The sequence below is a fragment of the Streptomyces sp. NPDC055239 genome (assembly GCF_053606205.1).
The window spans coordinates 140654-164711 of record NZ_JBSGRD010000010.1; the positions used below are offsets into that span (position 1 = coordinate 140654).

At 70.4% G+C, this 24058-nt stretch carries 23 protein-coding genes; 15 read left to right on the forward strand and 8 right to left on the reverse strand.

What is annotated here, in order from left to right:
• The first annotated feature begins 32 nt into the window (after positions 1 to 32).
• Positions 33 to 2666, forward strand: coding sequence for an ATP-dependent chaperone ClpB (clpB, locus tag ACWFRJ_RS28935; protein WP_453537094.1), 2634 nt, complete (start codon positions 33 to 35; stop codon positions 2664 to 2666).
• 103 nt (positions 2667 to 2769) lie between these two features.
• Complete coding sequence (locus tag ACWFRJ_RS28940; protein WP_453537097.1) at positions 2770 to 3309, forward strand: YbjN domain-containing protein; 540 nt, start codon at positions 2770 to 2772, stop codon at positions 3307 to 3309.
• A 122-nt stretch (positions 3310 to 3431) separates the two neighbouring features.
• Here ACWFRJ_RS28940 and ACWFRJ_RS28945 read toward each other — a convergent pair whose 3' ends face one another.
• Positions 3432 to 4664: a pyridoxal phosphate-dependent aminotransferase gene (locus tag ACWFRJ_RS28945; RefSeq protein ID WP_453537098.1), complete on the reverse strand. Its 1233-nt coding sequence runs from the start codon at positions 4662 to 4664 to the stop codon at positions 3432 to 3434.
• 189 nt (positions 4665 to 4853) lie between these two features.
• Between ACWFRJ_RS28945 and ACWFRJ_RS28950 the strand changes: the two genes are divergently transcribed.
• Positions 4854 to 5351: a GNAT family N-acetyltransferase gene (locus ACWFRJ_RS28950; protein WP_453537101.1), complete on the forward strand. Its 498-nt coding sequence runs from the start codon at positions 4854 to 4856 to the stop codon at positions 5349 to 5351.
• 9 nt (positions 5352 to 5360) lie between these two features.
• On the opposite strand, the gene ACWFRJ_RS28955 is transcribed toward ACWFRJ_RS28950, so the two are convergent.
• Positions 5361 to 6029 carry a hypothetical protein gene (locus ACWFRJ_RS28955; protein WP_453537104.1) on the reverse strand — a complete coding sequence of 223 codons (669 nt, stop codon included), beginning with the start codon at positions 6027 to 6029 and terminating at the stop codon, positions 5361 to 5363.
• A 193-nt stretch (positions 6030 to 6222) separates the two neighbouring features.
• On the opposite strand from ACWFRJ_RS28955, the gene ACWFRJ_RS28960 reads away from it, so the two are divergent.
• The 11 genes from ACWFRJ_RS28960 (at position 6223) to ACWFRJ_RS29010 (ending at position 16358) form a co-directional block, all read left to right on the forward strand.
• On the forward strand, positions 6223 to 6492 hold the full coding sequence (locus ACWFRJ_RS28960; protein ID WP_453537107.1) for a hypothetical protein: 270 nt from the start codon (positions 6223 to 6225) through the stop codon (positions 6490 to 6492).
• A 333-nt stretch (positions 6493 to 6825) separates the two neighbouring features.
• On the forward strand, positions 6826 to 7344 hold the full coding sequence (locus ACWFRJ_RS28965; protein ID WP_453537110.1) for a DUF2617 family protein: 519 nt from the start codon (positions 6826 to 6828) through the stop codon (positions 7342 to 7344).
• A 144-nt stretch (positions 7345 to 7488) separates the two neighbouring features.
• On the forward strand, positions 7489 to 9036 hold the full coding sequence (locus ACWFRJ_RS28970) for a polyamine aminopropyltransferase (protein ID WP_453537650.1): 1548 nt from the start codon (positions 7489 to 7491) through the stop codon (positions 9034 to 9036).
• 46 nt (positions 9037 to 9082) lie between these two features.
• The gene (locus tag ACWFRJ_RS28975) at positions 9083 to 9901 is read left to right on the forward strand and encodes an SRPBCC family protein (RefSeq protein WP_453537113.1); all 819 of its coding nucleotides are present in this window, start codon (positions 9083 to 9085) and stop codon (positions 9899 to 9901) included.
• A 184-nt stretch (positions 9902 to 10085) separates the two neighbouring features.
• Positions 10086 to 10886 (forward strand): aldose epimerase family protein, encoded by an 801-nt coding sequence (locus ACWFRJ_RS28980; protein WP_453537116.1) that lies wholly within the window; start codon positions 10086 to 10088, stop codon positions 10884 to 10886.
• A gap of 10 nt (positions 10887 to 10896) precedes the next feature.
• Positions 10897 to 11448 (forward strand): orotate phosphoribosyltransferase, encoded by a 552-nt coding sequence (gene pyrE / locus ACWFRJ_RS28985; RefSeq protein WP_453537119.1) that lies wholly within the window; start codon positions 10897 to 10899, stop codon positions 11446 to 11448.
• A gap of 121 nt (positions 11449 to 11569) precedes the next feature.
• The gene (fbaA, locus tag ACWFRJ_RS28990) at positions 11570 to 12601 is read left to right on the forward strand and encodes a class II fructose-bisphosphate aldolase (RefSeq protein WP_453537122.1); all 1032 of its coding nucleotides are present in this window, start codon (positions 11570 to 11572) and stop codon (positions 12599 to 12601) included.
• Positions 12602 to 12706: 105 nt separating this feature from the next.
• Positions 12707 to 13120, forward strand: coding sequence for a DUF3151 domain-containing protein (locus ACWFRJ_RS28995; protein WP_453537125.1), 414 nt, complete (start codon positions 12707 to 12709; stop codon positions 13118 to 13120).
• A gap of 180 nt (positions 13121 to 13300) precedes the next feature.
• Entirely contained in the window at positions 13301 to 14122 is an 822-nt protein-coding gene (locus ACWFRJ_RS29000) for a tryptophan 2,3-dioxygenase family protein (RefSeq protein ID WP_453537127.1), read from the forward strand.
• A complete protein-coding gene (gene kynU, locus ACWFRJ_RS29005; RefSeq protein WP_453537130.1) occupies positions 14115 to 15338 on the forward strand; it encodes a kynureninase in 1224 nt (407 codons plus the stop codon). The genes ACWFRJ_RS29000 and kynU overlap by 8 nt, the downstream gene beginning before the upstream one ends.
• Before the next feature lie 141 nt (positions 15339 to 15479).
• Positions 15480 to 16358, forward strand: coding sequence for an alpha/beta hydrolase family protein (locus ACWFRJ_RS29010; RefSeq protein WP_453537133.1), 879 nt, complete (start codon positions 15480 to 15482; stop codon positions 16356 to 16358).
• A gap of 1 nt (position 16359) precedes the next feature.
• Here ACWFRJ_RS29010 and ACWFRJ_RS29015 read toward each other — a convergent pair whose 3' ends face one another.
• The 5 genes from ACWFRJ_RS29015 to ACWFRJ_RS29035 all read right to left on the reverse strand — a co-directional run bounded on the left by ACWFRJ_RS29015 (position 16360) and on the right by ACWFRJ_RS29035 (position 22450).
• Positions 16360 to 17625 carry a cytochrome P450 gene (locus ACWFRJ_RS29015; RefSeq protein ID WP_453537136.1) on the reverse strand — a complete coding sequence of 422 codons (1266 nt, stop codon included), beginning with the start codon at positions 17623 to 17625 and terminating at the stop codon, positions 16360 to 16362.
• A 19-nt stretch (positions 17626 to 17644) separates the two neighbouring features.
• Positions 17645 to 18313: a response regulator gene (locus ACWFRJ_RS29020; protein WP_453537139.1), complete on the reverse strand. Its 669-nt coding sequence runs from the start codon at positions 18311 to 18313 to the stop codon at positions 17645 to 17647.
• The gene (locus ACWFRJ_RS29025) at positions 18310 to 19635 is read right to left on the reverse strand and encodes a sensor histidine kinase (RefSeq protein WP_453537142.1); all 1326 of its coding nucleotides are present in this window, start codon (positions 19633 to 19635) and stop codon (positions 18310 to 18312) included. The genes ACWFRJ_RS29020 and ACWFRJ_RS29025 overlap by 4 nt, the downstream gene beginning before the upstream one ends.
• A gap of 281 nt (positions 19636 to 19916) precedes the next feature.
• On the reverse strand, positions 19917 to 21536 hold the full coding sequence (locus tag ACWFRJ_RS29030; RefSeq protein ID WP_453537145.1) for an ABC transporter permease: 1620 nt from the start codon (positions 21534 to 21536) through the stop codon (positions 19917 to 19919).
• Positions 21533 to 22450, reverse strand: a complete 918-nt coding sequence (locus ACWFRJ_RS29035) for an ABC transporter ATP-binding protein (protein ID WP_453537148.1) — start codon at positions 22448 to 22450, stop codon at positions 21533 to 21535. The genes ACWFRJ_RS29030 and ACWFRJ_RS29035 overlap by 4 nt, the downstream gene beginning before the upstream one ends.
• 92 nt (positions 22451 to 22542) lie before the next feature.
• Here ACWFRJ_RS29035 and ACWFRJ_RS29040 point away from each other — a divergent pair, with 92 nt between their 5' ends.
• A complete protein-coding gene (locus tag ACWFRJ_RS29040) occupies positions 22543 to 23043 on the forward strand; it encodes a GbsR/MarR family transcriptional regulator (protein WP_453537151.1) in 501 nt (166 codons plus the stop codon).
• 89 nt (positions 23044 to 23132) lie between these two features.
• Here the strand turns inward: ACWFRJ_RS29040 and ACWFRJ_RS29045 are convergent, their stop codons facing one another.
• Positions 23133 to 24053: a diacylglycerol kinase gene (locus ACWFRJ_RS29045; protein WP_453537154.1), complete on the reverse strand. Its 921-nt coding sequence runs from the start codon at positions 24051 to 24053 to the stop codon at positions 23133 to 23135.
• Positions 24054 to 24058: the final 5 nt, after the last annotated feature.

The following is a 24058-nucleotide window of genomic DNA, read 5'->3' on the forward strand; positions in this document are numbered from 1 at the left end:
GACATACGGATCTCAAGGAGGAGACGACTCACGTGGACGCCGAGCTGACCAACAGGAGCCGGGACGCGATCAACGCGGCCAGTAACCGGGCCGTGCAGGAAGGGCATCCCGATCTGACCCCCGCGCATCTGCTGCTCGCGCTGCTCGAGGGCCAGGACAACGAGAACATCATCGACCTGCTCGCCGCGGTCGGGGCCGACCAGGCCGCCGTCCGCGCCGACGCCGAGCGTGCGCTGAGCGCCCTGCCCAGCGTCACCGGGTCGACCGTCGCGCCGCCGCAGCCCAACCGCGAACTGCTCGCGGTCATCGCCGACGCCTCGCAGCGCGCGAAGGAGCTGGGCGATGATTACCTCTCCACCGAGCATCTGCTGATCGGCGTCGCCGCCAAGGGCGGTCCCGCCGGTGAGGTCCTGAGCCAGCACGGGGCCACGGCCAAGAAGCTGCTCGACGCGTTCGAAAAGGCAAGGGGAGGACGCCGGGTGACCACTCAGGACCCGGAGGGTCAGTACAAGGCACTGGAGAAGTTCGGGACGGACTTCACCGCTGCCGCCAGGGAGGGCAAGCTCGACCCCGTCATCGGCCGTGATCAGGAGATCCGGCGCGTGGTGCAGGTCCTGTCCCGGCGCACGAAGAACAACCCGGTCCTCATCGGCGAACCCGGCGTCGGCAAGACCGCCGTCGTCGAAGGGCTCGCGCAGCGCATCGTGAAGGGGGACGTGCCCGAGTCGCTGAAGAACAAGCGGCTCGTCTCCCTCGACCTCGGCGCCATGGTCGCCGGCGCGAAGTACCGCGGCGAGTTCGAGGAGCGCCTCAAGACCGTCCTGTCCGAGATCAAGGACAGCGACGGGCAGATCATCACCTTCATCGACGAGCTGCACACCGTCGTCGGGGCCGGGGCCGGTGGGGACTCCGCCATGGACGCGGGCAACATGCTCAAGCCCATGCTCGCCCGCGGCGAGCTGCGCATGGTCGGTGCGACCACCCTCGACGAGTATCGGGAGCGGATCGAGAAGGACCCGGCTCTTGAGCGGCGCTTCCAGCAGGTGCTCGTCGACGAGCCGAGCGTCGAGGACTCGATCGCCATTCTCCGCGGGCTCAAGGGGCGGTACGAAGCCCATCACAAGGTCCAGATCGCCGACAGCGCGCTCGTCGCGGCCGCCGCGCTCTCCGACCGGTACATCACCTCCCGCTTCCTGCCCGACAAGGCCATCGACCTCGTCGACGAGGCCGCGTCCCGGCTGCGGATGGAGATCGACTCCTCCCCCCTCGAGATCGACGAACTCCAGCGCTCCGTCGACCGGCTGAAGATGGAGGAGCTCGCCCTCAGCAAGGAGACCGACCCCGCGAGCAAGGAGCGCCTCGAAAGGCTGCGGCGCGATCTGGCCGACAAGGAGGAGGAGCTGCGCGGGCTCAACGCCCGCTGGGAGAAGGAGAAGCAGTCCCTCAACCGCGTCGGTGAGCTGAAGGAGAAGCTCGACGAGCTGCGCGGCCAGGCCGAACGCGCCCAGCGCGACGGGGACTTCGACACCGCGAGCAAGCTGCTCTACGGCGAGATCCCCACGCTCGAACACGACCTGGAGGTCGCTTCCCAGGCCGAGGAAGAGGTCTCGAAGGACACCATGGTCAAGGACGAGGTCGGTCCTGACGACATCGCCGATGTGGTCGGTGCCTGGACCGGTATCCCCGCCGGGCGCCTCCTGGAGGGCGAGACGCAGAAGCTGCTCCGCATGGAGGACGAACTCGGCAAGCGGCTCATCGGCCAGACCGAGGCCGTGCGGGCGGTGTCGGACGCCGTGCGCCGCACGCGTGCCGGGATCGCCGACCCCGACCGCCCCACCGGGTCCTTCCTCTTCCTCGGGCCCACCGGCGTCGGCAAGACCGAGCTGGCGAAGGCACTCGCGGACTTCCTCTTCGACGACGAGCGCGCCATGGTCCGCATCGACATGAGCGAGTACGGCGAGAAGCACAGCGTGGCCAGGCTGGTCGGCGCCCCGCCCGGCTACGTCGGCTACGAAGAGGGCGGCCAGCTCACCGAGGCCGTACGCAGGCGCCCGTACAGCGTCGTGCTCCTCGACGAGGTCGAGAAGGCGCACCCGGAAGTCTTCGACGTACTGCTCCAGGTCCTCGACGACGGACGCCTCACCGACGGGCAGGGACGGACGGTGGACTTCCGCAACACCATCCTCGTCCTGACCTCCAACCTCGGCAGTCAGTACCTCGTCGAGCCGACGACGTCGCCCGAGGAGAAGAAGAAGCAGGTCCTGGACATGGTGCGGGCCTCTTTCAAGCCGGAATTCCTGAACCGGCTCGACGACCTCGTCGTCTTCTCCGCGCTCAGCAAGGACGAGCTCGCGCACATCGCCGAGCTGCAGATCGACCGCCTCGCCAAGCGGCTCGCCGAGCGGCGGCTCACGCTCGAGGTCTCTCCCGACGCGCTGGCCTGGCTGGCGGAGGAGGGCAACGACCCCGCGTACGGCGCGCGGCCCCTGCGGCGCCTCATCCAGACGTCCATCGGCGACATGCTCGCCAAGGAGATCCTCTCGGGCGAGGTGAAGGACGGGGACACCGTGCGCGTGGACACCTTCGGGGACGGCCTGATCGTCGGTCCGGCGACAGGAAACGCAGCGGGAGGCGCGACAGGAAACGCAGCGGGGAAGACCCTGTGAGCCGGCTCAGGACGGCATAACCCGGTCACATCAGGGGCGGGGGTTGCGGGCCCCCGCCCGACATGGGGCAGGATGGCGGAATCCGTACGAAGGGACTAAGCACGTGAGCATCGACCCGTCCTCGATTCCGAATTTCGGGGGACAGCCCGAACCGCAGCAGGGCGATGGACCGGCGGGCCCCGTTGTCCCCGACCAGGACCTGGTCAAGCAGCTCCTGGACCAGATGGAGCTCAAGCACGTCGTCGACGAAGAGGGAGACCTCGCGGCGCCGTGGGAGGAGTTCCGCACGTACTTCATGTTCCGTGGCGAGGACGACCAGCAGGTCTTCTCGGTGCGGACGTTCTACGACCGCGCCCACGGGATCGACGAGAAGCCCCAGCTTCACGAAGCGATCGACGACTGGAACCGTCGCACCCTGTGGCCGAAGGTCTACACGCACACCCACGACGACGGCACCGTCCGCCTCATCGGCGAGGCGCAGATGCTGATCGGCACGGGTGTCTCCCTCGAGCACTTCGTGTCGTCGACGGTCAGCTGGGTGCGGGCCGCGATCGAGTTCGACCGCTGGCTCGTCGAGCAGCTCGGCCTCGAGGCCGAGGTCGACGGCACCGAGGGTGAAGAGAAGCCCGACGACGAGGCCTAGGCCACGCGCCTGGACCACGTTCGTCACGTTCACCACGAGAGCCCGGCCGGGCGACCACCTGATGGTGGGCGCCCCGGCCGGGCTCTCGTGTCGTTCGCCCGCGACTAAGGCGACTAAGGCGGCTAAAGCGACTTCAGTCGCGACACCGCCTCCGCCAAGACCTCGTCCTTCTTGCAGAACGCGAACCGCACGAACGGCGCCCCGGCCTCCCGGTGGTCGTAGAAGACCGCGTTCGGTACGGCGACCACGCCGACGCGCTCGGGCAGCGCCCGGCAGAAGGCGAAGCCGTCGCCCTGCTTGGACGACTCGGCGCCGAGAGGGCGGATGTCCGTCGTGACGAAGTACGTGCCCGCCGGGCGGTACACGTCGAAGCCCGCCGCCGTCAGGCCCTCGCTCAGCAGGTCCCGCTTGGCCCGCATGGTCTCGCGGAAGGACGTGAAGTACGAGTCCGGCAGGGCCAGGGCCTCGGCGATCGCGTACTGGAACGGGCCCGACGACACGTACGTGAGGAACTGCTTCGCCGAGCGGACCGCCGTCACGAGCTCCGGCGTGGACGTGATCCAGCCGACCTTCCAGCCGGTGTACGAGAACGTCTTGCCCGCGGATCCGATCGTCACCGTGCGCTCGCGCATGCCGGGGAAGGAGGCGAGGGGGATGTGCGCCGCGCCTTCGCCGCTCTCGTCGGCTCCGTCGTCGAAGACCAGGTGCTCGTACACCTCGTCCGTGACCACGAGCAGGTCGCGCTCGACCGCGAGCTTCGCGATCTCGGTGAGCTCCGCGCGGGTCAGGACCGTGCCGGTCGGGTTGTGCGGGGTGTTGAGGAGCAGCAGCCGGGTGTGGGGCGTGACCGCGTCGCGCAGCTCGTCCAGGTCCAGACGGAAGCGGCCCGCGGCGGCGTCCGGGCGCAGTGTCACGGGGACGCGCTTGCCGCCGGCGAGGGCGATCGACGCCGCGTACGAGTCGTAGTACGGCTCCAGGGCGATGACCTCGTCGCCGGGCTCGACCAGGGCGAGCAGGGACGCCGCGATCGCCTCGGTCGCGCCCGCCGTGACCAGGACCTCGCGGTCGGGGTCGTACGCGAGGCCGTACCGGTGCTGCTGGTGCGCGGCGATCGCCGTGCGGAGCTCCGGGATGCCGGGGCCCGGCGGGTACTGGTTGCCGCGGCCGTCGCGCAGGGCCCGGACAGCGGCCTCGCGGATCTCCTCGGGACCGTCCGTGTCGGGGAAGCCCTGGCCGAGGTTGATGGCGCCGGTCTTCACCGCCAACGCCGACATCTCGGCGAAAATCGTCGTGCCGAATTCGGCGAGGCGGCGGTTGAGCAGCGGGCGCCCGGGTGTGGAGGTCATGAGCGCCATCCTGCGCCGAACCTCCGGACTTCCTCAACTCATGGACGGGTATCGGGGCGGGATCGGGTGCTGTCGGGCCCGTGCCTGCGGACCTCGCCGAAGTGAGCGGGCCGACGGCGGGCGTACACTCCCGCGAAACCGACCGAGTACCGCGGCTGACAGGACAGCAGAACTCCCGTGAGCTCCACGTTGATTCGCTTGATCGAGCCCTCTGACGGCCCCGCACTCGCCGCTCTGCACTCCCGGGACAAGCAGGCGTATGCGCGCTGGCTGCCCGAGAGGCCCCCGGAGTTCTACACGCCCGACGGGCAGGCCTCAGTCATCGAATCCCTTCTGGCCTCCCACGGCGAGGGGCTCGCGTGGCCCGGCGTCGTGGTCTCTGAGGAGACCGTCATCGGGCAGGTCAGCATCAGCTCGATCCTGCGCGGCCCGTTCCAGAAGGGCTTCCTCGGCTACTGGGTCTCTTCCCCCTACGAGGGTCTGGGGCACACGAGCCGTGCCGTCGGCCTCGCGCTGCGGATCGCCGAGGACGAGCTGAACCTGCATCGCATCGAGGCTCACACTCAACTGGAGAACCTCGCGTCCCAAGCGATCCTGCGCAAGCACGGATTCAATTCCTGGGGCATCGCCCATGACCACTTCTATGCAGACGGCGCATGGCGCGACGAAGTGTTCTGGGAGAGGAAACTGACCTGACCGGCAGGCTCAGCTACTGCTCTTTGGATCTTTGGGCTGAAGCGTCTGCTTGCCGCCGATGTCGATGTCGAAGTCGCCGACGTACCACTTCCCGTCGATCTTGGCGGCTTGCACCTTGGCCGTGAAGGACTTCTCGTCGATGCCGTGCGAGCCGGACAGAATGATGTCCCGCAGGGGCTTTCCGTCGACGTTGATCTTGGCTGTCGGGACGGTTGCCTTGTCGCCGTCGGGGGTGGGTGCGTCGACCTTCACCGTCGGCTTGTCGGAGGCGTTCTGCGGCGCGAACGCCTTGCTCATGGACTTCACGCCGGGGGCCATCTTCTTCGTCAGCGACGCGTCGCACGTCTGAGGAGTGCCGGCCTTCGGGAGCTTGCTGTTGCCCGACGGCGCGGAGAGCAGGCACGCCTGCTTCGCGTCCTTGGCGATGACCGCGCTGACCCAGTCACCGACCGCGGAGGGCACGGTGGACCGACCGCTCGCCTGCGCGCCGGAGCTGTCGCCCGCCTTTGCGCCGGAGCCCTTGTCCGACGAGGCGCCGGAGTTGTCCGATGTGCCGCTGCCGCTGCCGCTGCCGCCGTCGCTAGCGCCCGAGCACGCCGCCATGAGCGGCGCCGTCGCCAGCAGTACGGCCGCGGTGGCCCAGCCCATGACCTTCTTGCCGGACTCTGTTCGTGCCATGACTTGTCGCTCCCTACACGTGCGGGTCCTCCCGGCTGGCCCCGAGCGAACCCTCTGAAGTTCCTCAACTCTGCTTTGAGGCGACGTGGCCGGGGGCACTCCCCTTTCACGCAAGAGCAACAAGAACATAGGCAAGAACATAAGAACGAACGCGGACCCACGGGGGGCCTGCTTCGGGGGAACGGAAAGGGGCGTGGAGGTCATGGTCTTGGTCTTCGTGTTGGTCGCGGTGGTTCTGATCGTCGGACTCGTGGCGTATGCCGGTCGTGGAAGGGGCGGCGGCGCGACGTCCGGGTCGCTCGGTGCGTCGGGTTCCGGCGGCGGCAGTTGGTGGGCCGGTGGCGGCGACAGCGGTGGCCACCACGGTGGCAGCTCCTGTGGCGGCGGGTCGTCCTGCGGCGGCGGTTCCTCGTGCGGCGGCGGTGGCGGCGGTGGCGGTTGTGGTGGTGGCGGAGGCAGCTGACACGGGGCAGCTGGTCCATCCATCTGTTGAAGTGCCCGGCTGATGTGCCCGGCATGAGTGCCCGGCGGGAGGCAACTCCAGCCGGGCACTTCGTCGTTGAGTCATTGAACAGTTGAACTGTGCAGCCCCCGGGGGGGTGGAAACCCTCCGAAGTTGGGTAAAAACGCTGTGGCAGTGCAGCAGTCCATGATTCCCTCTTAACCGTCAGCGCCGCCCTCGAAACGGACTACTTGGACAACAAGGTGTTTTCGTGGGCACGAGCCGGCATTCCGGCCTCCCGGTCCCTATCGGGTCGCCGGCCCCACCTCCATTGCGTGTTAGCGGAGCCGACCCATGCTCACGACCCTGAAGACTGTCTATACCGACACGTGCGCCTCGGATCTCGCCTGGACCCTGGGTCGCGAGCCGCTGCCCGCGCTCGCCATACTCGAACTGGAACTCGCGGACGCGAAAATGGAGTTGCGGCTCCTGGGGGCATCGCATCAAGTGCTCCTCGAAGAGGAGCGAGGCACCTGCTCCGAGACCGTCGCCTGTATCCCCGGCAGCAGTACGCCACTTCCGCTCGGCGTCTCCAAGCGCCTCGGCGAGTGGGAGTACGAATTCGCGGCGCGCGTAGAGACCCTCTCGCGCGGCCAGTTCGCGGGCCGCGCACAGGAACTGCTCGCCCTGGTGTCCGAGCATCCGCACGGCCTTGCCGGGGTCTTCCCCGGCAGCCCGCACGCGTTCACCGCGCTCCTCGCGCAGTGGCACGAAGGCGCCGTGCAGTGGCGCACCTGGCACGCCTATCCGCAGGACGGGCAACTCGTGGCGACGCGCACCCGCGTGGGGGTACGCATGCCCGCGGTGCTCTGACCGGCTCTCGACCGGCTCTCGGTCGGCTCGCGATGTGCCCGAGGCCGGCTCTACACCTCTGACGTCGAGATACACCCTTGTGGGTGACCGGACGTGAGAGTGTGGTGACGTAGCGTTCCCAAGGTGATCGAGCCGTCAACGCATTTGCCCGTGACACCCCGGACGGGACGGATACTCGTCCTGGCGGGCGTCTTCATCTGCGCGGCCTGCGGTCTGGTGTACGAACTCGAACTGGTCGCCCTCGCCTCGTACTTGATCGGAGACTCGGTCACCCAGGCGTCGGTGGTCCTCTCGGTGATGGTCTTCGCCATGGGCATCGGGTCCCTGCTCGCCAAGCGCCTGCGGTGCCGAGCCGCTGCCGGGTTCGGCCTGGTCGAGGCGGCTCTCGCGCTGGTCGGCGGCCTGAGCGCCATGGCGTTGTACGCGGCGTTCGCCTGGACCGGCGACCGGGGCGAGGTCTGGGCGAGCGGCTCGCGGTATCTGCTCGTCGCGTTCTCGCTCGCCATCGGCCTGCTCATCGGCGCCGAAGTGCCGCTGCTCATGGTGCTCATACAGCGGATCAGACGGCAGGACCCCAGCGGCGCCGTGGCGGACCTGTTCGCCGCCGACTACGTGGGCGCGCTGGTGGGCGGCCTCGCCTTTCCCTTCCTGCTGCTCCCCCTGCTCGGCCAGCTCTCCGGGGCACTGATCACCGGCGCGGTCAACGTACTCGCGGGTGGCGCACTCGTGTTCGGCCTGTTCGGGCGGGACTTGAGCGTGCGCGGCCGCTGGGCGCTGCTCGTCGCCAACGTCACCGTCCTCGGCGTGCTCGCCTCGGCCGCCGTGCTCGTCGGCGACTTCGAGGCGGCGGCGCGGCGTGCGGTCTACGGCAAGGACGTCCGGGTCGCCGTGCAGACGGGCGTCCAGGAAGTCGTCCTCACCGGCGGCAGAAGCGATTCGCTCGACCTCTACCTGGACGGACGTCTGCGTGTCAGCGGCCGCGACGAGCACCGCTACCACCGGGCGCTCGTCGGCCCCGCGATGAACGGCGGGCACGCGCGCGTGCTGGTCCTCGGCGGCGGCGACGGCCTCGCCGCGCGCGAAGTGCTGCGGCATTCCGGGGTGCGGCGGGTGGACGTCGTCGAAATCGATCCGGGGGTCGTGAAGTTGGCGCGCCACGATCCGGCGCTGAGCGAGCTGAACGAGCACGTGTACCGCGACCCGCGGGTTCGGGTGGTGCAGGCCGACGCGTTCCGCTGGCTGCGCTCGCCTCCTCGTACGTACGACGTGGTGATCTCCGACATGCCGGACCCCGGCATCACCGCGAGCACCAAGTTCTACTCCCAGGAGTTCTACGGCCTCGCGCGCCGGGTCCTTGCCCCGGGCGGGCGCCTCGTTGTGCACGCGGGCCCCGTCGCCGCCGACCCGCGCGTCTACTGGACGGTGGAGGCGACGCTGCGGGCGGCGGGACTGCGGACCGAGCCGTACCGCGTGGGCGGCAGACTTCCCGGAGTCACGGCGGGGCCCGGCCGGACGGCGGACGGTGCGGCGGTGCCGCGCGACTGGGGGTTCGTCCTCGCGGCCGTGTCCCGTCCGGTCTCCGACCCGCCCCGGACGGCGGCGCTGCTGCGGGTGGGCGTGGCGTCCGCCGAACGGACGCGGATGCGTGGGTTGCCCCCCTCCACACTGGTGCACCCGCGGTACGCGAACTGACGAACCGACGTACATGGTCTGGACGGCGTGGGTAGGCTCGACTGCCATGGAGCATGAGGTGTTCGTTCCGGTTCCCGCCGACCGCCTTCAGCAGGTGCTGAGTGACCCCGCGCAGGTCGCTGGGGCGGTGCCCGGACTTCAGCGCGACGCGGACGAGTCCGCGCAGCCGCTTTCCGGCCGTCTCAAGGTGCGGATCGGCGGCCACACGATCACGTACCGCGGTGTGGCGCGGGTCGCCTCGCGCGGTGACGGTTCCTTCGCGATCGAGGGCGAGGGCGTGGAGGTGCGGGGCAGCGGCACGGTGAAGCTCTCGCTCACGGTGCGGCTCGATCCTGCCGAGGACGGTTCCTCCGGGCCTTCCGGGACGCGGGTGGTCTTCGCCGGGACGGGTGCGGGGGAGGGGCGCGTCGCCGAAAGTTCTCCACAGGCTGTGGAGGGGGCGGTGCGGAGGCTTCTCGAGCGGTTCGCGGAAGGGCTGGCGCGGGGGGCCGAGCCGGAGGCCGAGCCTGAGTCTGCGGCGTCCGGGCCCGAGCCCGTGGTCATCGCACCCGTGGAGGCCGCTTCCGTCTTCGAGACGGAGGTGCCTGCCTCGTCGTTCGACGCGGACTCCGACGACGATGCCGACGTCGATGTCGACGTCGAGGACATTCTGGTGCCGCCCGCGGAGGCCGCGCACGCTCGGCGGACGATGATCGGGCGCAGTGCGGAGGAGGTCGACCACGCGCCGCCTCGGGGGCGGTACGCCCCGGCGCCTGCGGCGGATTCGATGTCTACGCGGGCCACGTTGCGGTGGGCCGCGCCTGCTGCCGCGGTGGTGCTGGCCTCGGCGATCGTTGCGGGGCGGGCGTTGCGTCGTAGGCGGTGAATTTCCCCAACCCCGCCCCTTCCCGAAAACCGTGCCTGCGCCCCGGACCTACCTGGGGGCTCCGCCCCCAGACCCCCGCTCCTCAAACGCCGGAGGGGCTGGATTTTGGCCCCCGCGCCGAGCGGGTTTTCGGGAAGGGGCGGGGTTGGGGAAAGGAAAAGCCTCTGCCCGTAAGGTCGACCCCGTGAGTAGCGAAGAAGATGTGAAACTGACCGCAGGCGACGCGGAAGTCACCGTGCAGCCGGGTAACGGCTGCCGAGCAGGGAGCCTTCGGGTCGGCGGCATCGAGCTGCTGCGGCAGGGCGAACGCTACGGCTGCTTCCCCATGACCCCCTGGGTCGGCCGCATCCGCGAAGGCAGGTTCCGCAACGGCGGCACGGTCCACCAGATGCCCCTCAACTCCCCGCCCCACGCCATCCACGGCTTCGCCAGGGACGCGGCATGGCGCACCGCCCGCACCAGCAGCAGCGAGGCCGCCTTCACCTACGACCTCACCGCACCCTGGCCCTACGCAGGCCGCGTCACCCAGCTCTTCGCGCTCACCGAGGACTCCCTCACCCTCACTCTCGGCATCGAGACGTACGGCGACTCCTTCCCGGCCCAGGCGGGCTGGCACCCCTGGTTCAACAGGAACCTCGGGGGCGAGGACGTGCGCATCGCCTTCGACGCCACCTGGCAAGAAGAGCGCGGCGACGATCACCTCCCCACCGGCAACCGCATCGCCCCCACCCCCGGCCCCTGGGACGACTGCTTCGGGATGCCCGACGGCGTCGACGTCACCCTCACCTGGCCCGAGCAGCTGGAACTCACGGTGAAGAGCCGCGAGCAGTGGGTCGTCGTGTACGACGAGCAGGAAGCCGCCGTGTGCGTCGAGCCGCAGACAGGCCCGCCGAACGGCCTCAACACCCTGCCCCGCCTCGTCACCCCCATCGAGCCCCTTGAGGCGTCGACGACCTGGACCTGGACGCGGCTCCAGCGGCTTTAAGCTGACAGGCATGACTGACGACGTACGTGGCGCGCTGCTGCAGCAAATCAAGGACAAGGCCGTGGTGCACGGCAAGGTGACCCTCTCCTCGGGTCTCGAGGCCGATTACTACATCGACCTGCGCCGCGTCACCCTCGACGGCGAGGCCGCCCCGCTGGTCGGCCAGGTCCTTCTCGACCTCACCGCCGACCTCGACTTCGACGCCGTGGGCGGGCTCACCATGGGCGCCGACCCCGTCGCGGGCGCGCTGCTGCACGCCTCCGCCGCACGCGGCAAGCGGCTCGACGCCTTCGTCGTGCGCAAGGCCGCCAAGGCGCACGGCATGCAGCGCCGTGTCGAGGGCCCGGACATCAAGGGACGCCGCGTTCTCGTCGTCGAGGACACCTCCACCACCGGTGGTTCGCCGCTCACCGCCGTCGAGGCCGTGCGCGAGGCCGGCGCCGAGGTGGTCGGCGTCGCGACCATCGTGGACCGCGCCACCGGTGCGGGCGAGAAGATCACCGAGGGCGCCGGGGTGCCGTACCTCTTCGCGTACTCCAAGGACGACCTCGGCCTGGACTAGAGAACCGGATCGCCGCTGCGGCCTGAGCCGCCCGGCAAGTCTGGAAAGATGGGGGCGACGATGACGTCGCCCCCTTAGGTCAGGGCCAAGCACACACCCGCACATCACAAGGAGCGGACACATGCCCATCGCAACTCCCGAGGTCTACGCCGAGATGCTCGACCGGGCGAAGGCAGGCAAGTTCGCCTACCCGGCCATCAACGTGACCTCCACGCAGACGCTGCACGCCGCACTGCGCGGGTTCGCGGAGGCCGAGAGCGACGGCATCATCCAGATCTCCACCGGTGGTGCGGAGTTCCTGGGCGGCCAGTACAACAAGGACATGGTGACGGGCGCCGTCGCCCTCGCCGAGTTCGCGCACATCGTCGCCGCGAAGTACGACATCACCGTCGCGCTGCACACCGACCACTGCCCCAAGGACAAGCTGGACACGTACGTCCGTCCGCTGATCGACGTCTCCGCCGAGCGCGTCAAGGCCGGTCGTAACCCGCTCTTCCAGTCGCACATGTGGGACGGCTCCGCCGAGACCCTCGCCGACAACCTGGCCATCGGCCAGGAGCTGCTCGCGAAGGCCGCCGCCGCGAAGATCATCCTCGAGGTCGAGATCACCCCGACCGGTGGCGAGGAGGACGGCGTCACGCACGAGATCAACGACGAGCTCTACACGACCGTCGACGACGCGCTGCGTACGGCGGAGGCCCTCGGCCTCGGCGACAAGGGGCGCTACCTCCTTGCCGCGTCCTTCGGCAACGTCCACGGCGTCTACAAGCCGGGCAACGTCGTCCTGCGCCCGGAGCTCCTCAAGGACCTCCAGGAAGGCGTCGCCGCCAAGCACGGCAAGGCCGCGGGCGCACAGCCCTTCGACTTCGTCTTCCACGGCGGCTCCGGCTCGACCGCCGAAGAGATCGCGACCGCGCTCGAGAACGGCGTCGTGAAGATGAACCTCGACACGGACACGCAGTACGCCTTCACGCGTCCCGTCGCCGACCACATGTTCAAGAACTACGACGGCGTCCTGAAGGTCGACGGCGAGGTCGGCTCGAAGAAGACGTACGACCCCCGCACCTGGGGCAAGGCCGCCGAGGCGGGCATGGCCAAGCGCGTCACCGAGGCGTGCGCGAACCTGCGCTCCACGGGCACGAAGCTGAAGTAGCACCGCGTCTCGCATGCCTTGTCTCGCATGCCTTGGGGCCCGGTATCCCGTTTCAGGACGGGGTACCGGGCCCTTCGCGTGACGCCATGGCGCAGACTGGAACCCATGGCCATTCACAAGGATCTGCTCGGGGGACCGCCCCCGACCCACCTGCCCGACGACCCGGAGCCGCGCGAGCTCCTCGCGAACGGCGCGGCGCCCGCCGACGTCGCCGCGAAGTACCCGACCTCCTCGCTCGCCTGGGCGCAGCTCGCCGACGAGGCGTTCGAGCGGGGCAGCGTCGTCGAGTCGTACGCGTACTCCCGTACCGGATACCACCGCGGCCTCGACTCGCTGCGCCGCGCCGGCTGGAAGGGCCACGGCCCGGTGCCGTGGGAGCACGAGCCCAACCGCGGCTTCCTGCGCGCCCTGCACGGGCTCGCGCGCGCCGCGCAGTCGATCGGTGAGCAGGAGGAGTACGAGCGCTGCTCGGGCTTCCTGCGGGACTCCTCCGCGGCGGCGGCGGACACTCTCGGCTAACACGGCGAACACTCTGAGCTAGCCCCCCAATACGTGCCTGACCTGCCTGGACGCCCCTGTGACCAGGCAGGTCTTGCCGTTTTGTGGGATGTTGCGGAGGATGCCGGTGGGGACCGGGGCCCCCGTGTCGGTAACGGCAGGGGCGGACCGCTACCCGGAGTACGTATCAAGGAGATCGCGATGTCCCAAGAGGCGGACACCCCGAACCTCGACTTCGCAGGAACCACCCCTTACGAGGACTACGTCCAGGCGGACGTCCTCACACACCTCCAGCACCTGCGTTCGGACGACCCCGGAGAGATGGTCTTCCTGGTCACCACCCAGGTGATGGAGCTGTGGTTCACGGTCATCGTGCACGAGTGGGAGACCGCGTCGCGCGCCCTGCGCAGCGATGACGTCCCCGTCGCCGTGGCCGCGCTCAAGCGAAGCCTCCGCGAGCTGGAGGCGCTGAACGCCTCGTGGCGCCCGCTCGCCCAGCTGACCCCCGCGCAGTTCAACTCCTACCGTTCCGCGCTCGGCGAGGGATCCGGATTCCAGTCCGCGATGTACCGCCGCATGGAGTTCCTGCTCGGCGACAAATCCGCGTCCATGCTGGTGCCGCACCGGGGCGCGCCGCGCGTCCACGCCGAGCTGGAGAAGGCGCTCCAGGAGCCGAGCCTGTACGACGAGGTCCTCGCCCTGCTCGCCCGCCGCGGATACGCCGTTCCGGTCTCCGTGCTGCAGCGTGACCTGACGCAGAAGTACGAGCCGTCGCCCGAGGTCGAGAAGGTCTGGACCGACCTCTACTCCGGCGACGAGAGCAACGAACTCGCCCGCCTGGGCGAGACGTTGACGGACGTCGGCGAGCTGGTCTGGCGCTGGCGCAACGACCACCTGGTGGCGACGCGGCGCGCGATGGGCTCCAAGACGGGCACGGGCGGCTCGGCCGGTGTGGCCTGGCTGGAGAAGCGCGCGACGAAGAACGTCTTCCCCGAGCTGTGGACTGCGAGGAGCCATGTCTGAGGCGTCACCCGGCACCGACCTCCGGGCGCAAGCGGCAAAGAGGGACGCTGAGGACGAACTCGCTCCCAAGCGGGCGGAGTTCGTACTGGACGAAACCGTCTACCTGGACGGAAACTCGCTCGGCGCCCTGCCCGCGAACGTCCAGGAGCGCGTCGCGGACGTCATCGCACGCCAGTGGGGACAGCTCCGCATCCGTTCCTGGGACGAGAGCGGCTGGTGGACAGCGCCCGAGCGCATCGGCGACCGCATAGCTCCCCTCGTCGGCGCCGCCCCCGGTCAGATCGTGGTCGGCGACTCGACGAGCGTGAACATCTTCAAGGCGCTCGTCGCGGCCGTACGCATGGTCCGTGACTCGGACGAGGGGCGCGACGAGATCGTCGTTGACGCGACGACGTTCCCCACGGACGGGTACATCGCCGAGTCGGCCGCGCGGATGACGGGGTGCCGTCTGCGGGCGGTCGCGCCGGACGACGTGGCCGGTGTCCTCGGCCCGCGTACGGCGGTCGTCCTGCTCAACCACGCCGACTACCGCACCGGGCGCCTGCACGATCTGCCCGGCCTGACGGCGGCCGTGCACGACGCGGGCGCGCTCGTGGTCTGGGACCTGTGCCACACCGCGGGAGCGCTGCCCGTCGGGCTCGACGCGCACGGTGTGGACCTCGCGGTCGGGTGCACCTACAAGTACCTGAACGGGGGTCCCGGTTCACCTGCCTACATCTACGTTCGGGCGGATCTGCAGCCCCGTTTCGACTCCCCGCTGCCCGGCTGGAACTCGCACGCCGAGCCCTTCGGCATGCGGCCGGAGTTCGAGGCGGCGCAGGGTGCCCTGCGGGGGCGGGTCGGTACGCCCGACATCCTCTCGATGCTGGCCCTGGACGCGGCGCTCGACGTCTGGGACGGGGTGTCCATCGAGGCCGTACGGGCCAAGTCCCTCGCGTTGACGGACTTCTTCGTCGAGTGCGTGACGGCCTACGTCCCCGAGGGCCGGGTCGAGGTGCTCACCCCGGCCGGGCACGGACAGCGCGGCAGCCAGGTCGCCCTGCGGTGCGACGACGCGGGTGACGTGATGCGACGGCTCGTGGAGCGGGGCGTGGTCGGGGACTTCCGTGCGCCTGACGTGCTGCGGTTCGGATTCACGCCGCTGTACGTCGGGTTCGCCGATGCCGAGCGGGCCGCGGGGGTGCTCGCGCGGACGTTGGGGGAGGCTGCGGGGTAGCGGCTTGTGGCCGTTCGCCGGGCGGGCCGAACTCCGGGCCGCCCGGCGGCGGTATCGGGAAGGGGCGGGGTAGGGGAAGATCAAGAGACCTGTACCCGTGTACCCGACCTGTACCCCACGCACCCGCAGAGAGGTTGTCGCATGCCGGACGACGCCGACGCCGTGGCCCGCGATGCCGCCGAGGCCGACGCCGCCTTCTCGCACCCCGCGGTGACGCCCGACGCCACCGCCGCGTACGGCGAACACCCCGACCAGGTGATCGACTTCTACGAACCCCGGATCGCCACGGAGGCCCCCGCCCCCCTCGTCGTCGTCCTGCACGGCGGCGCCTGGCGAGCCCCGTACGACCGGCGGCACCTCACGCCCTTCGCGGACTTCCTGGCCAGGCGGGGCTTCGCCGTGGCCAATGTCGAGTACCGCCGGGGGAGTTCGATCCCCGCCCAGGGCGGCGGCCCCGCCGCGGGGCGCTGGCCCGAGACCTTCGACGACGTCGCCGCAGCCTTCGACGCGCTCCCCGCGCTCGCGGCCGACCTCCTGCCGTCGGCCGACGTCCGCCGCACCGTCGTCACCGGCCACTCCGCGGGCGGCCACCTCGCCCTCTGGGCCGCCTCCCGCCACGTACTGCCCACCGGCTCCCCCTGGCGCATCGACCGGCCCGTCCCCTTCCGGGGCGTCGTCGCCCTCGCGCCCATCGCCGACTTCCAGGTCGCGCAGGAGCTCGGCGTCTGCTCGGACGCCGCCCTTCAACTCCTCGGCGGCGCGGAGAAGTTCGCCGAGCGTCTCGCGCACGCCGACCCGGCGGCCCTGCTGCCGACCGGCATCGCCACGACCGTCGTCCAGGGACGTACGGACATCGTCGTCCCGGAGGCGGTCGCCGAGGCGTACGCCGACGCGGCGGCGAAGGCGGGCGAGGTCGTCGGGCTCACGCTCCTTGAGGACGTCGGGCACTTCCCGCTGATCGACCCGGCGGCGGACGCCTGCGCGGTGGTGGCGGAGGAGATCGCGCAGCTGGCGTTCTGAGTCAGACCTCCACGAGCAGCTCCCGCAGGCCCCGGATGACGAAGTTCGGTTTGCGCTCCGGTTCCGCGGCCAGGGTCAGGCGCGGAGCGTGCCGGAGCAACGCGCCCATCGAAGCGGCCAGTTCGATGCGGGCCAGCGGTGCGCCGATGCAGTAGTGGATGCCCGCGCTGAAGGAGATGTGCGGGTTCTCGGCGCGGGTCAGGTCCAGGGCGGTGGGGGCGGCGAACACCGCCGGGTCGTGGTTCGCGCTGCCGAAGAGGAGGGCCACCTCGCTGCCGCGCGGGATCACGGTGCCGTCCACCTCGATGTCGTCGAGGACCCACCGCTCGAAGAGCTGCAGCGGGGTGTCGTAGCGCATCAGCTCCTCCACGGCCGTGGGGATCAGACTCCCGGGGTCCGCACGCAGGGCGGCCAGTTGGGCGGGGTTCCGGAAGAGCGCGTACCAGCCGTTGACGGTGGCGCTGACCGTCGCCTCGTGCCCCGCGTTGAGCAGCAGCACGCAGGTGGAGATCATCTCCTGCTCGCTCAGGGACTCCCCGTCCTCGTACGCGGCGATGAGCCCCGAGATCAGGTCGTCGCCCGGCTTCTCCCGGCGTACCGCGATGAGTTCGCGCAGGTACGCCGAGAATTCGAGGGAGGCGCTCACCGCCCGCGCCGCAGTCTCCTCGGACGGGTTCAGCTCGTACATCCCGCAGATGTCGGCCGACCAGGGCCGCAGCTGGTCCCGGTCGCCCTCCGGGATGCCCAGCATCTGCGCGATCACCGCGACGGGCAGCGGCTCGGCGACCCGCGCCGCGAGGTCACCGCCGCCGTCGGCCACCAGATCCCGTACGAGCCGGTCGGCGAGGCCCTCGACGTACGGCCTGAGCTGCTCCACCGTGCGCGGTGTGAACGCCTTCGACACCAGGCGCCGGATGCGGGTGTGGGTCGGCGCCTCCAGGTCGAGCATGCCGTTGTCGTTGAGGACGTGGAACGGCTCGTGTTCGGGCGGTGGCGCCTGCCGCCCGAACTCCTCGTGCGTGAAGCGGTGCAGATAGGTCCGCCCGAGCCGCCGGTCCCTCAGCAGCGCGGATACGTCGGCGTGGTGCGGGATCAGCCATTGGTCGGTCGGTTCGAAGTGGTGGACCCGCCCGGCGTCCCGCAGTCGCGCGTAGGCCGGGTACGGGTCGGCGATGAACTCCGGCGACCAGGGGGCGAAGGGGGTTACGGGGGTAACGGGGGCAACGGGGGTGGTGACTGGGGCGATGGGGGCGTTGGCGGCGTCCATGGAGGGACGGTAGTCGGGGTCAGCCCGGCGTGACCAGCCTTGCCTCGTACGCGAAGACCGCCGCCTGCGTGCGGTCGCGCAGGCCCAGTTTCACCAGGATGCGGCTCACGTGGGTCTTGATCGTGGACTCGGCGACCACGAGGCGCGAGGCGATCTCCGAGTTGGACAGGCCCTGCGCCACGAGCACCAGCACCTCCGTCTCGCGTTCGGTCAGCTCGCCGTACTGCTGCGCCTGGACCGTCGCCGAGAGGCGTGGCGTCTCGCCCAGTTTGGAGAACTCGGTGATGAGGCGGCGCGTCACGGAGGGCGCGAGCAGCGCCTCGCCCGCCGCGACCACCTTGACGCCGTCCGCGAGTTGGCGTGCGGAGGCGTCCTTCAGGAGGAAGCCGGACGCGCCCGCGCGCAGCGCCTGGTAGACGTACTCGTCGAGGTCGAAGGTGGTCAGGACGAGAACCTTCGATTCGACGTCCGCCGCGACGATCTCCCGGGTGGCCTCGATGCCGTTCAGCTCGGGCATGCGGATGTCCATCAGGACGACGTCCGGGTTGAGTTCGCGGACGCGCTCGACCGCCTCGCGGCCGTTGACCGCCTCGCCCACGACCTCGATGTCCGGCATCGCGTTGAGCAGGACGGAGAAGCCCTCGCGGACCATCATCTGGTCGTCGGCGATCAGTACGCGGATCGTCACTTCTGGCCTCCATCGGGTTCCGGCGCGGACGCGACCGGCAGGAACACGGTGACCTCGTAGCCGCCGTCCTGGGTGTTGGCGGTCGTCATCTCGCCGTCCAGCATCGTGACACGCTCACGCATGCCGGTGAGGCCGTGGCCCGCTCCGGGCGACGGCTTGACCAGGCCGGTCGCCGGGCCGTTGACGACGCGCAGGCCGAGGCCGCCCAGGACGTAGCCGACCTCGACGCGGGCCGTGGCGCCGGGTGCGTGGCGCAGGGTGTTGCTCAGCGCCTCCTGGACGATGCGGTACGCGGAGAGCTCGACGCCCTGCGGGAGCTCGCGGACCGCGCCGGTGACCACCTTCTCGACGTTCAGGCCGGTCTCGCCGACGTTCGCGATGAGCCGGTCGAGGTCGGCGAGGGTGGGCTGCGGGGCGTCCGGCGCCTCGTAGTCCTCCGCGCGTACGACACCGAGGACGCGGCGCAGCTCCGTGAGCGCGGCCACGGCGTTCTCTCGGATGGTGACGAACGCCTGCTCCAGTTCCGGCGGCGGGTTCTCGACGCGGTAGGGCGCGGCCTCCGCCTGGATGGCGACCACCGACATGTGGTGCGCGACGACGTCGTGCAGCTCGCGCGCGATCGTCGTCCGCTCCTCCAGGAGCGTGCGCTTGCCGCGCTCCATCGCGGTGACCGTCCGCTCGACGCTGACCTCGCGCTGGGCCTCGCGGCGGACGTGCACGAGGGAGACGGTGACCAGGGCGAGCGCGGAGAAGAAGAGCATCTGCGGCAAGTCGCTGCCGTACGTGCCAAGGGACAAGAAGACCTCGGAGACGACGCCGTAGGCGGCTGTGCAGGCCCACATCCACGCGGCGGCACGGGGGCGGGTCCGCACGGCGACCACCGTCATGACGACGATGTGCGCGACGAACGAGCTGTCGGTCCACGGCCAGCCGTCCAACGGCCCGGCGATCGCGGAGATGAACGGGGTGCTCGCCAGCGAGAACCACCAGGCGCCGAGAGGCCTCACCAGGGTCATGAGGACGGCGGCGGCCGGCAGGATGCCGGTGAGTACGGCCCCCATCCCGCTGCCGCTGACGGGGGCGGCCGAGTACACGAGGACGGCGGCCATCGCGATGACGGCGTGCGGGATCCAGGCGGCGTAGGGGCGTATGCGGGCCGGAAGCCGTCGGCTCATCGGCCCGTCCGTGCGCATCGTCGGCATCGGGCGGTAGGCGAAGGCGCCACGGAACAGGTCCTGGCGGAGTCCGGCGAGTGCGCCCGTGGCCAGGCGGTACTCCGGGCTGCGGCTACTGCTGGGGGCGGTCTTGGTCGCGTCAGTCACGCTTACGAAGGTACGGGGGCGGGTGGTGGGGGTCGTCCCCTCTGGGAGGGGTTCTGCGGGGTCCGTCGCAGGTACTACGGGGTGAGCGGCGGGGCGGTACCTCGGTGCGCGCAGATCACCCACCCACCCACCCACCCTCGCTGCCATACACGCTCCCCACCCACCCCCACCCGATGACGCGGGGCAATCGGGCGGGTGGGTGGGAGAGCCTGTTCGTTCAGGAGGAGACGCGGGGTGATCGGGCGGGTGGGAGAGGTTCGTTCGGGAGGCGGGACGCGGGGTTACGTGGTCAGGTCCCTGCGGCGCAGTCCCGCTAGCCCCGTGGCAACCAACGCCGCCGCGATGGCCAGAAGCACCACCACCGGCGCCCACTCCATGCCCCCGCCGGGCAGCTTCGGCAGGTGCCCGTAGGGGGAGACGTTCAGCGCCGCCTGCGTAAGGCCGAGCGCGGGGCCGATCCAGCCGATCGCCAGGCAGACCCCGGCCACCGCCCACGCAGCGACCGCCGCCCTGGGGAACGCCCCCACAAGCAGCACCGCGAGCCCGCCGACCGCCCAGATCGCGGCCACCTGGACCAGGCACGCGCCCATGATCGGCCCGAGGTCCTGCCCGTACCCGACGGCGAGACCGAGCCCGCCCATCAGCATCAGGAGCAGCGCGCCGCCGAAGGCGATGACCAGGTGGCCTGAAGCCCACCGGAGTCGCCCTACCGCGTTGGCCAGGACAGGTTCCGCCCGCTGCGAGGTCTCCTCGCCGTGCAGCCGCAGCACCGAAGCGACGACGTACAGCGAAGTGATCATGCCGAGCATGCTGACCATCGTGGCGAGGAAGGCGTCCGTGAGGCCGGACTGGCCGCCCATCCGCTCGATGATGTCGCGGGTGTTCTCGTTGTCGCCGACGATGTCCGCCGCGCCGTCGACCATCCCGCCGAAGACGACACCGGCGGCCAGGAACCCGAGCACCCAGCCGAGCACGCTGCCGCGCTGGAGCCGCCACGCGAGCGCGCCCGCCGTGGCGAGGCGGCCCTTCGCGGGGCCGGGACGGGTCGGCAGGAAGCTCATGCCGACGTCGCGCCGCCCGGCGAGGTCGTACGCGAGGGCGCCCTGCGCCACGATCGCGGCGCCGATCAGGAGCAGCACCCACCACCGCTCACCGGCGTAGGCGCGGAGGTTCTCCACCCACCCGAGCGGCGAGATCCAGGTCAGGACGGACTCGCCGCCCCGCGACCCCGCGTCACCGGCGGCCTTGAGCACGTACGCCGTGCCGAGCACCGCTGACGTGAGCCCCTTGGCGAGCCGCGCGCTCTCCGTGAGCTGGGCGACGATCGCCGCCATGGTGGCGAAGAGCATGCCGGTGCCCGCGACGCCGAGCCCGAGCACGAGCGCCCCGGCCGAGCCCCGCCCCGCCATCCCCGCGGCGATGAGAAGACCCACGGCCGCGTTCGCAGTGAACGCGGCGAGCAGCGCGGCGGTCAGCGGCGCGCGCCGCCCCACCATCGCGGCGGAGAGCATCTCCTGGCGCCCCGTCTCCTCCTCCTCGCGCGTGTGCCGTACGACGATGATCAGGCTCATCACGGCGGCGAGGATCGCGGCGTAGACGCCGATGCGCCAGGCGGAGAGAGCGCCGATGGAGTCCCCGAACACGGGTGAGTACAGCGCCCGCATCGAGGAGTTGGCGTTCATCGACCGCATGGCGTCGGCCCGCTCGGCGGCGGTGCCGTACGTCTTCTCCAGGGAGCCCGGCATCGCGAGGACGATCCCGGCGACGACGATGACCCAGACGGGCAGCATGACGCGGTCGCGGCGCAGGGCGAGCCTCAACAGGGTTCCCGTACCTGCGAGTTGGCGCGATCCGCCCGTGCGGGGAGCGAACCCCGAAGTCCCGGCGACGGCGGCGGTCATCGCGGCACCATCTCGCCGGTACCGGTCGTCACGTCGTCCTGGTAGTGCCGCAGGAAGAGTTCCTCAAGGGTGGGCGGCGTGGAGAGGAGCGAGCGGATCCCGGAGTCGGCGAGCGAGCGAAGGACCGCGTCCAGCTTGTCGGTCTCGACCTGGAGCTTGACGCGGTTCCCGGATACGTCGACGTCGTGGACGCCGGGCAGCCGCGTGAGCCCGTTCGGCGGTCCCGCGAGCTCGGCGGTGACGCTGGTCCGCGTCAGATGGCGCAGGTCGGCGAGCGAGCCGCTCTCGACGGTCCGGCCCTTCCTGATGATGCTGACGCGGTCGCAGAGCGTCTCCACCTCGCTGAGGATGTGCGAGGAGAGCAGGATCGTCCGCCCCCGGTCACGCTCCTCCTCGACGCAGCTCTGGAAGACCTCCTCCATGAGCGGGTCGAGCCCGGATGTGGGCTCGTCCAGGATGAGCACGTCGACGTCGGACGCGAAGGCGGCGACGAGGGCGACCTTCTGCCGGTTGCCCTTGGAGTACGTACGCCCCTTCTTGGTCGGGTCGAGTTCGTACCGCTCGATGAGGTCGGCCCTGCGCGCCTGGTCGAGGCCGCCCCGCAGCTTCCCGTAGAGATCGATGACCTCGCCGCCGGAGAGGTTGCGCCACAGGGTGACGTCGCCCGGCACGTACGCCACGCGCCGGTGCAGTTCGACGGCGTCGCTCCAGGGGTCCTTGCCGAGGAGCTGGGAGGCTCCGGAGTCGGCGCGGAGCAGGCCGAGGAGGACCCGGATGGTCGTGGACTTCCCGGCGCCGTTGGGGCCGAGGAAGCCGTGGACCTCACCGGTCTCGACGTCGAGGTCGAGGCCGTCGAGCGCGTGCGTCCTTCCGAACGACTTGTGCAGTCCGGAGACGGTGATTGCCTTCGTCATGTTTCGGAACGTACGCTACTTTCACAAACTTGTGAAGTTAAGGAAACGTATAAACTCGGTGACGTCCGGCGTGCAGAGGAGATGATCGGCAGATGCCCGAGGGGCCCAATGAAGAGGCGCGACGTGATGACGAGGTCGTCTCACGTTTCGTGGAACAGTTCGCCGCGCAGCTGGTCGAGGCGGGCATGCCGAGGATGCCCGCGAGGATCTTCGCCGCACTCCTCGCGTCGGACTCGGGCGCGCTGACCTCGGCGGAGCTGGGGGAGCGACTGCAGGTGAGCCCGGCGGCGGTGTCGGGCGCGGTCCGCTATCTCACGCAGCAGCACATGGTGGCCAGGGAGCGCGAACCCGGCTCCCGGCGGGACCTCTTCCGGGTGCACAGCAACCAGTGGTACGAGGCCCTCGCCAACCGTGACGGCGTGCTCAAGCGCTGGGAGGGCGCCTTGCACGACGGCGTCGCCAGCCTGGGCGCGAACACCCCGGCGGGCCGGCGCATGGCCGAGACGCTTGCCTTCTTCGAGTTCGTCGAGCACGAGATCGCGGGAATGCTGGAGCGGTGGCGGGTGCACCGGGAGAGCCTGTTCGGCAAGTAGCAAGTAGCGAGTAGCAAGAGGGGCAGGGGTCAGGCCGTTCAGCAGGGGGTGCGGGACCCCTGCCGAACGGTCTGCTGGACCCGCAGCTGTCACCTGGGCAACATCAAGCCCCAGGCGTTGGCCCGCACCGACCACGTCCGCGTCCGCACGGGCCCTCCGACCACCGCGTCCGCCCGGTACCGGAAATCCGCCCCGGACACCGTGATCGTCCGCGCCCGCACCCGCAGGACCTGAGGCGCCGCACCGGCCGAGGAGGGTCTGACCTCGACCTGCGCGAGGCCGTCGGCCCCCGTACTGACCGAGATCCCCTCCACCGGCTGGTCCAGGTCCACCACGAGCACCCCGTCCGCCTCCACCCGCAGCCGCGAGGGCGCGGGTCCCGGCGCCGACGCGACGCGCGAGGGATGCGCGAGGGTACGTACGAGCGACTGGCACGTACGAAGCCAGGGGTGGTTGTCCACCACCGTCCCTCCGGAGGTTGAGGTCGAGGTCGAGGTCGGGCCTGAACCGGATCCCGGGTCCGATTCCGAGTCCGAGTCCGAAGTCGAAGTCGAGGAAGCCGAAGAATCCGAAGGCGAAGAGGCGACGGGCGGGATCCGCAGATTCCCGAGGACCACCCCGTCGCTGTCGTCGACGAGCAGATCCAGCCGCCGCTCGGCCCCTTCGAGCACCGCGCGGGCCGCGGCGACGGCCCCCGCAGGCACTCCCAGCGACCGCGAAAGAGCTTGGGAAGCTCCCACCGGAACGACCGAGACCACACACGATTCGAGCTCGCGCTCGCGGTGCAGGACCGCGACGGCTCGCAGTAGCGCCCGATCGTCACCGATCACTACGGGACGCCGCGCACCCCTTCTGGCCAGGGCTTTTGTAAACTCTTCAGGTCCTTCCGGCAGGCAGATGCGGGCGGTCGCACCCGCGCCCAAGACATCTTTCGCGATCCGTACCGACTCACCGTCCGTGCGCCGGGCGACCGGGTCGATGACGACTAGCAGCTGGTCGCGAGCCGACAACGTGC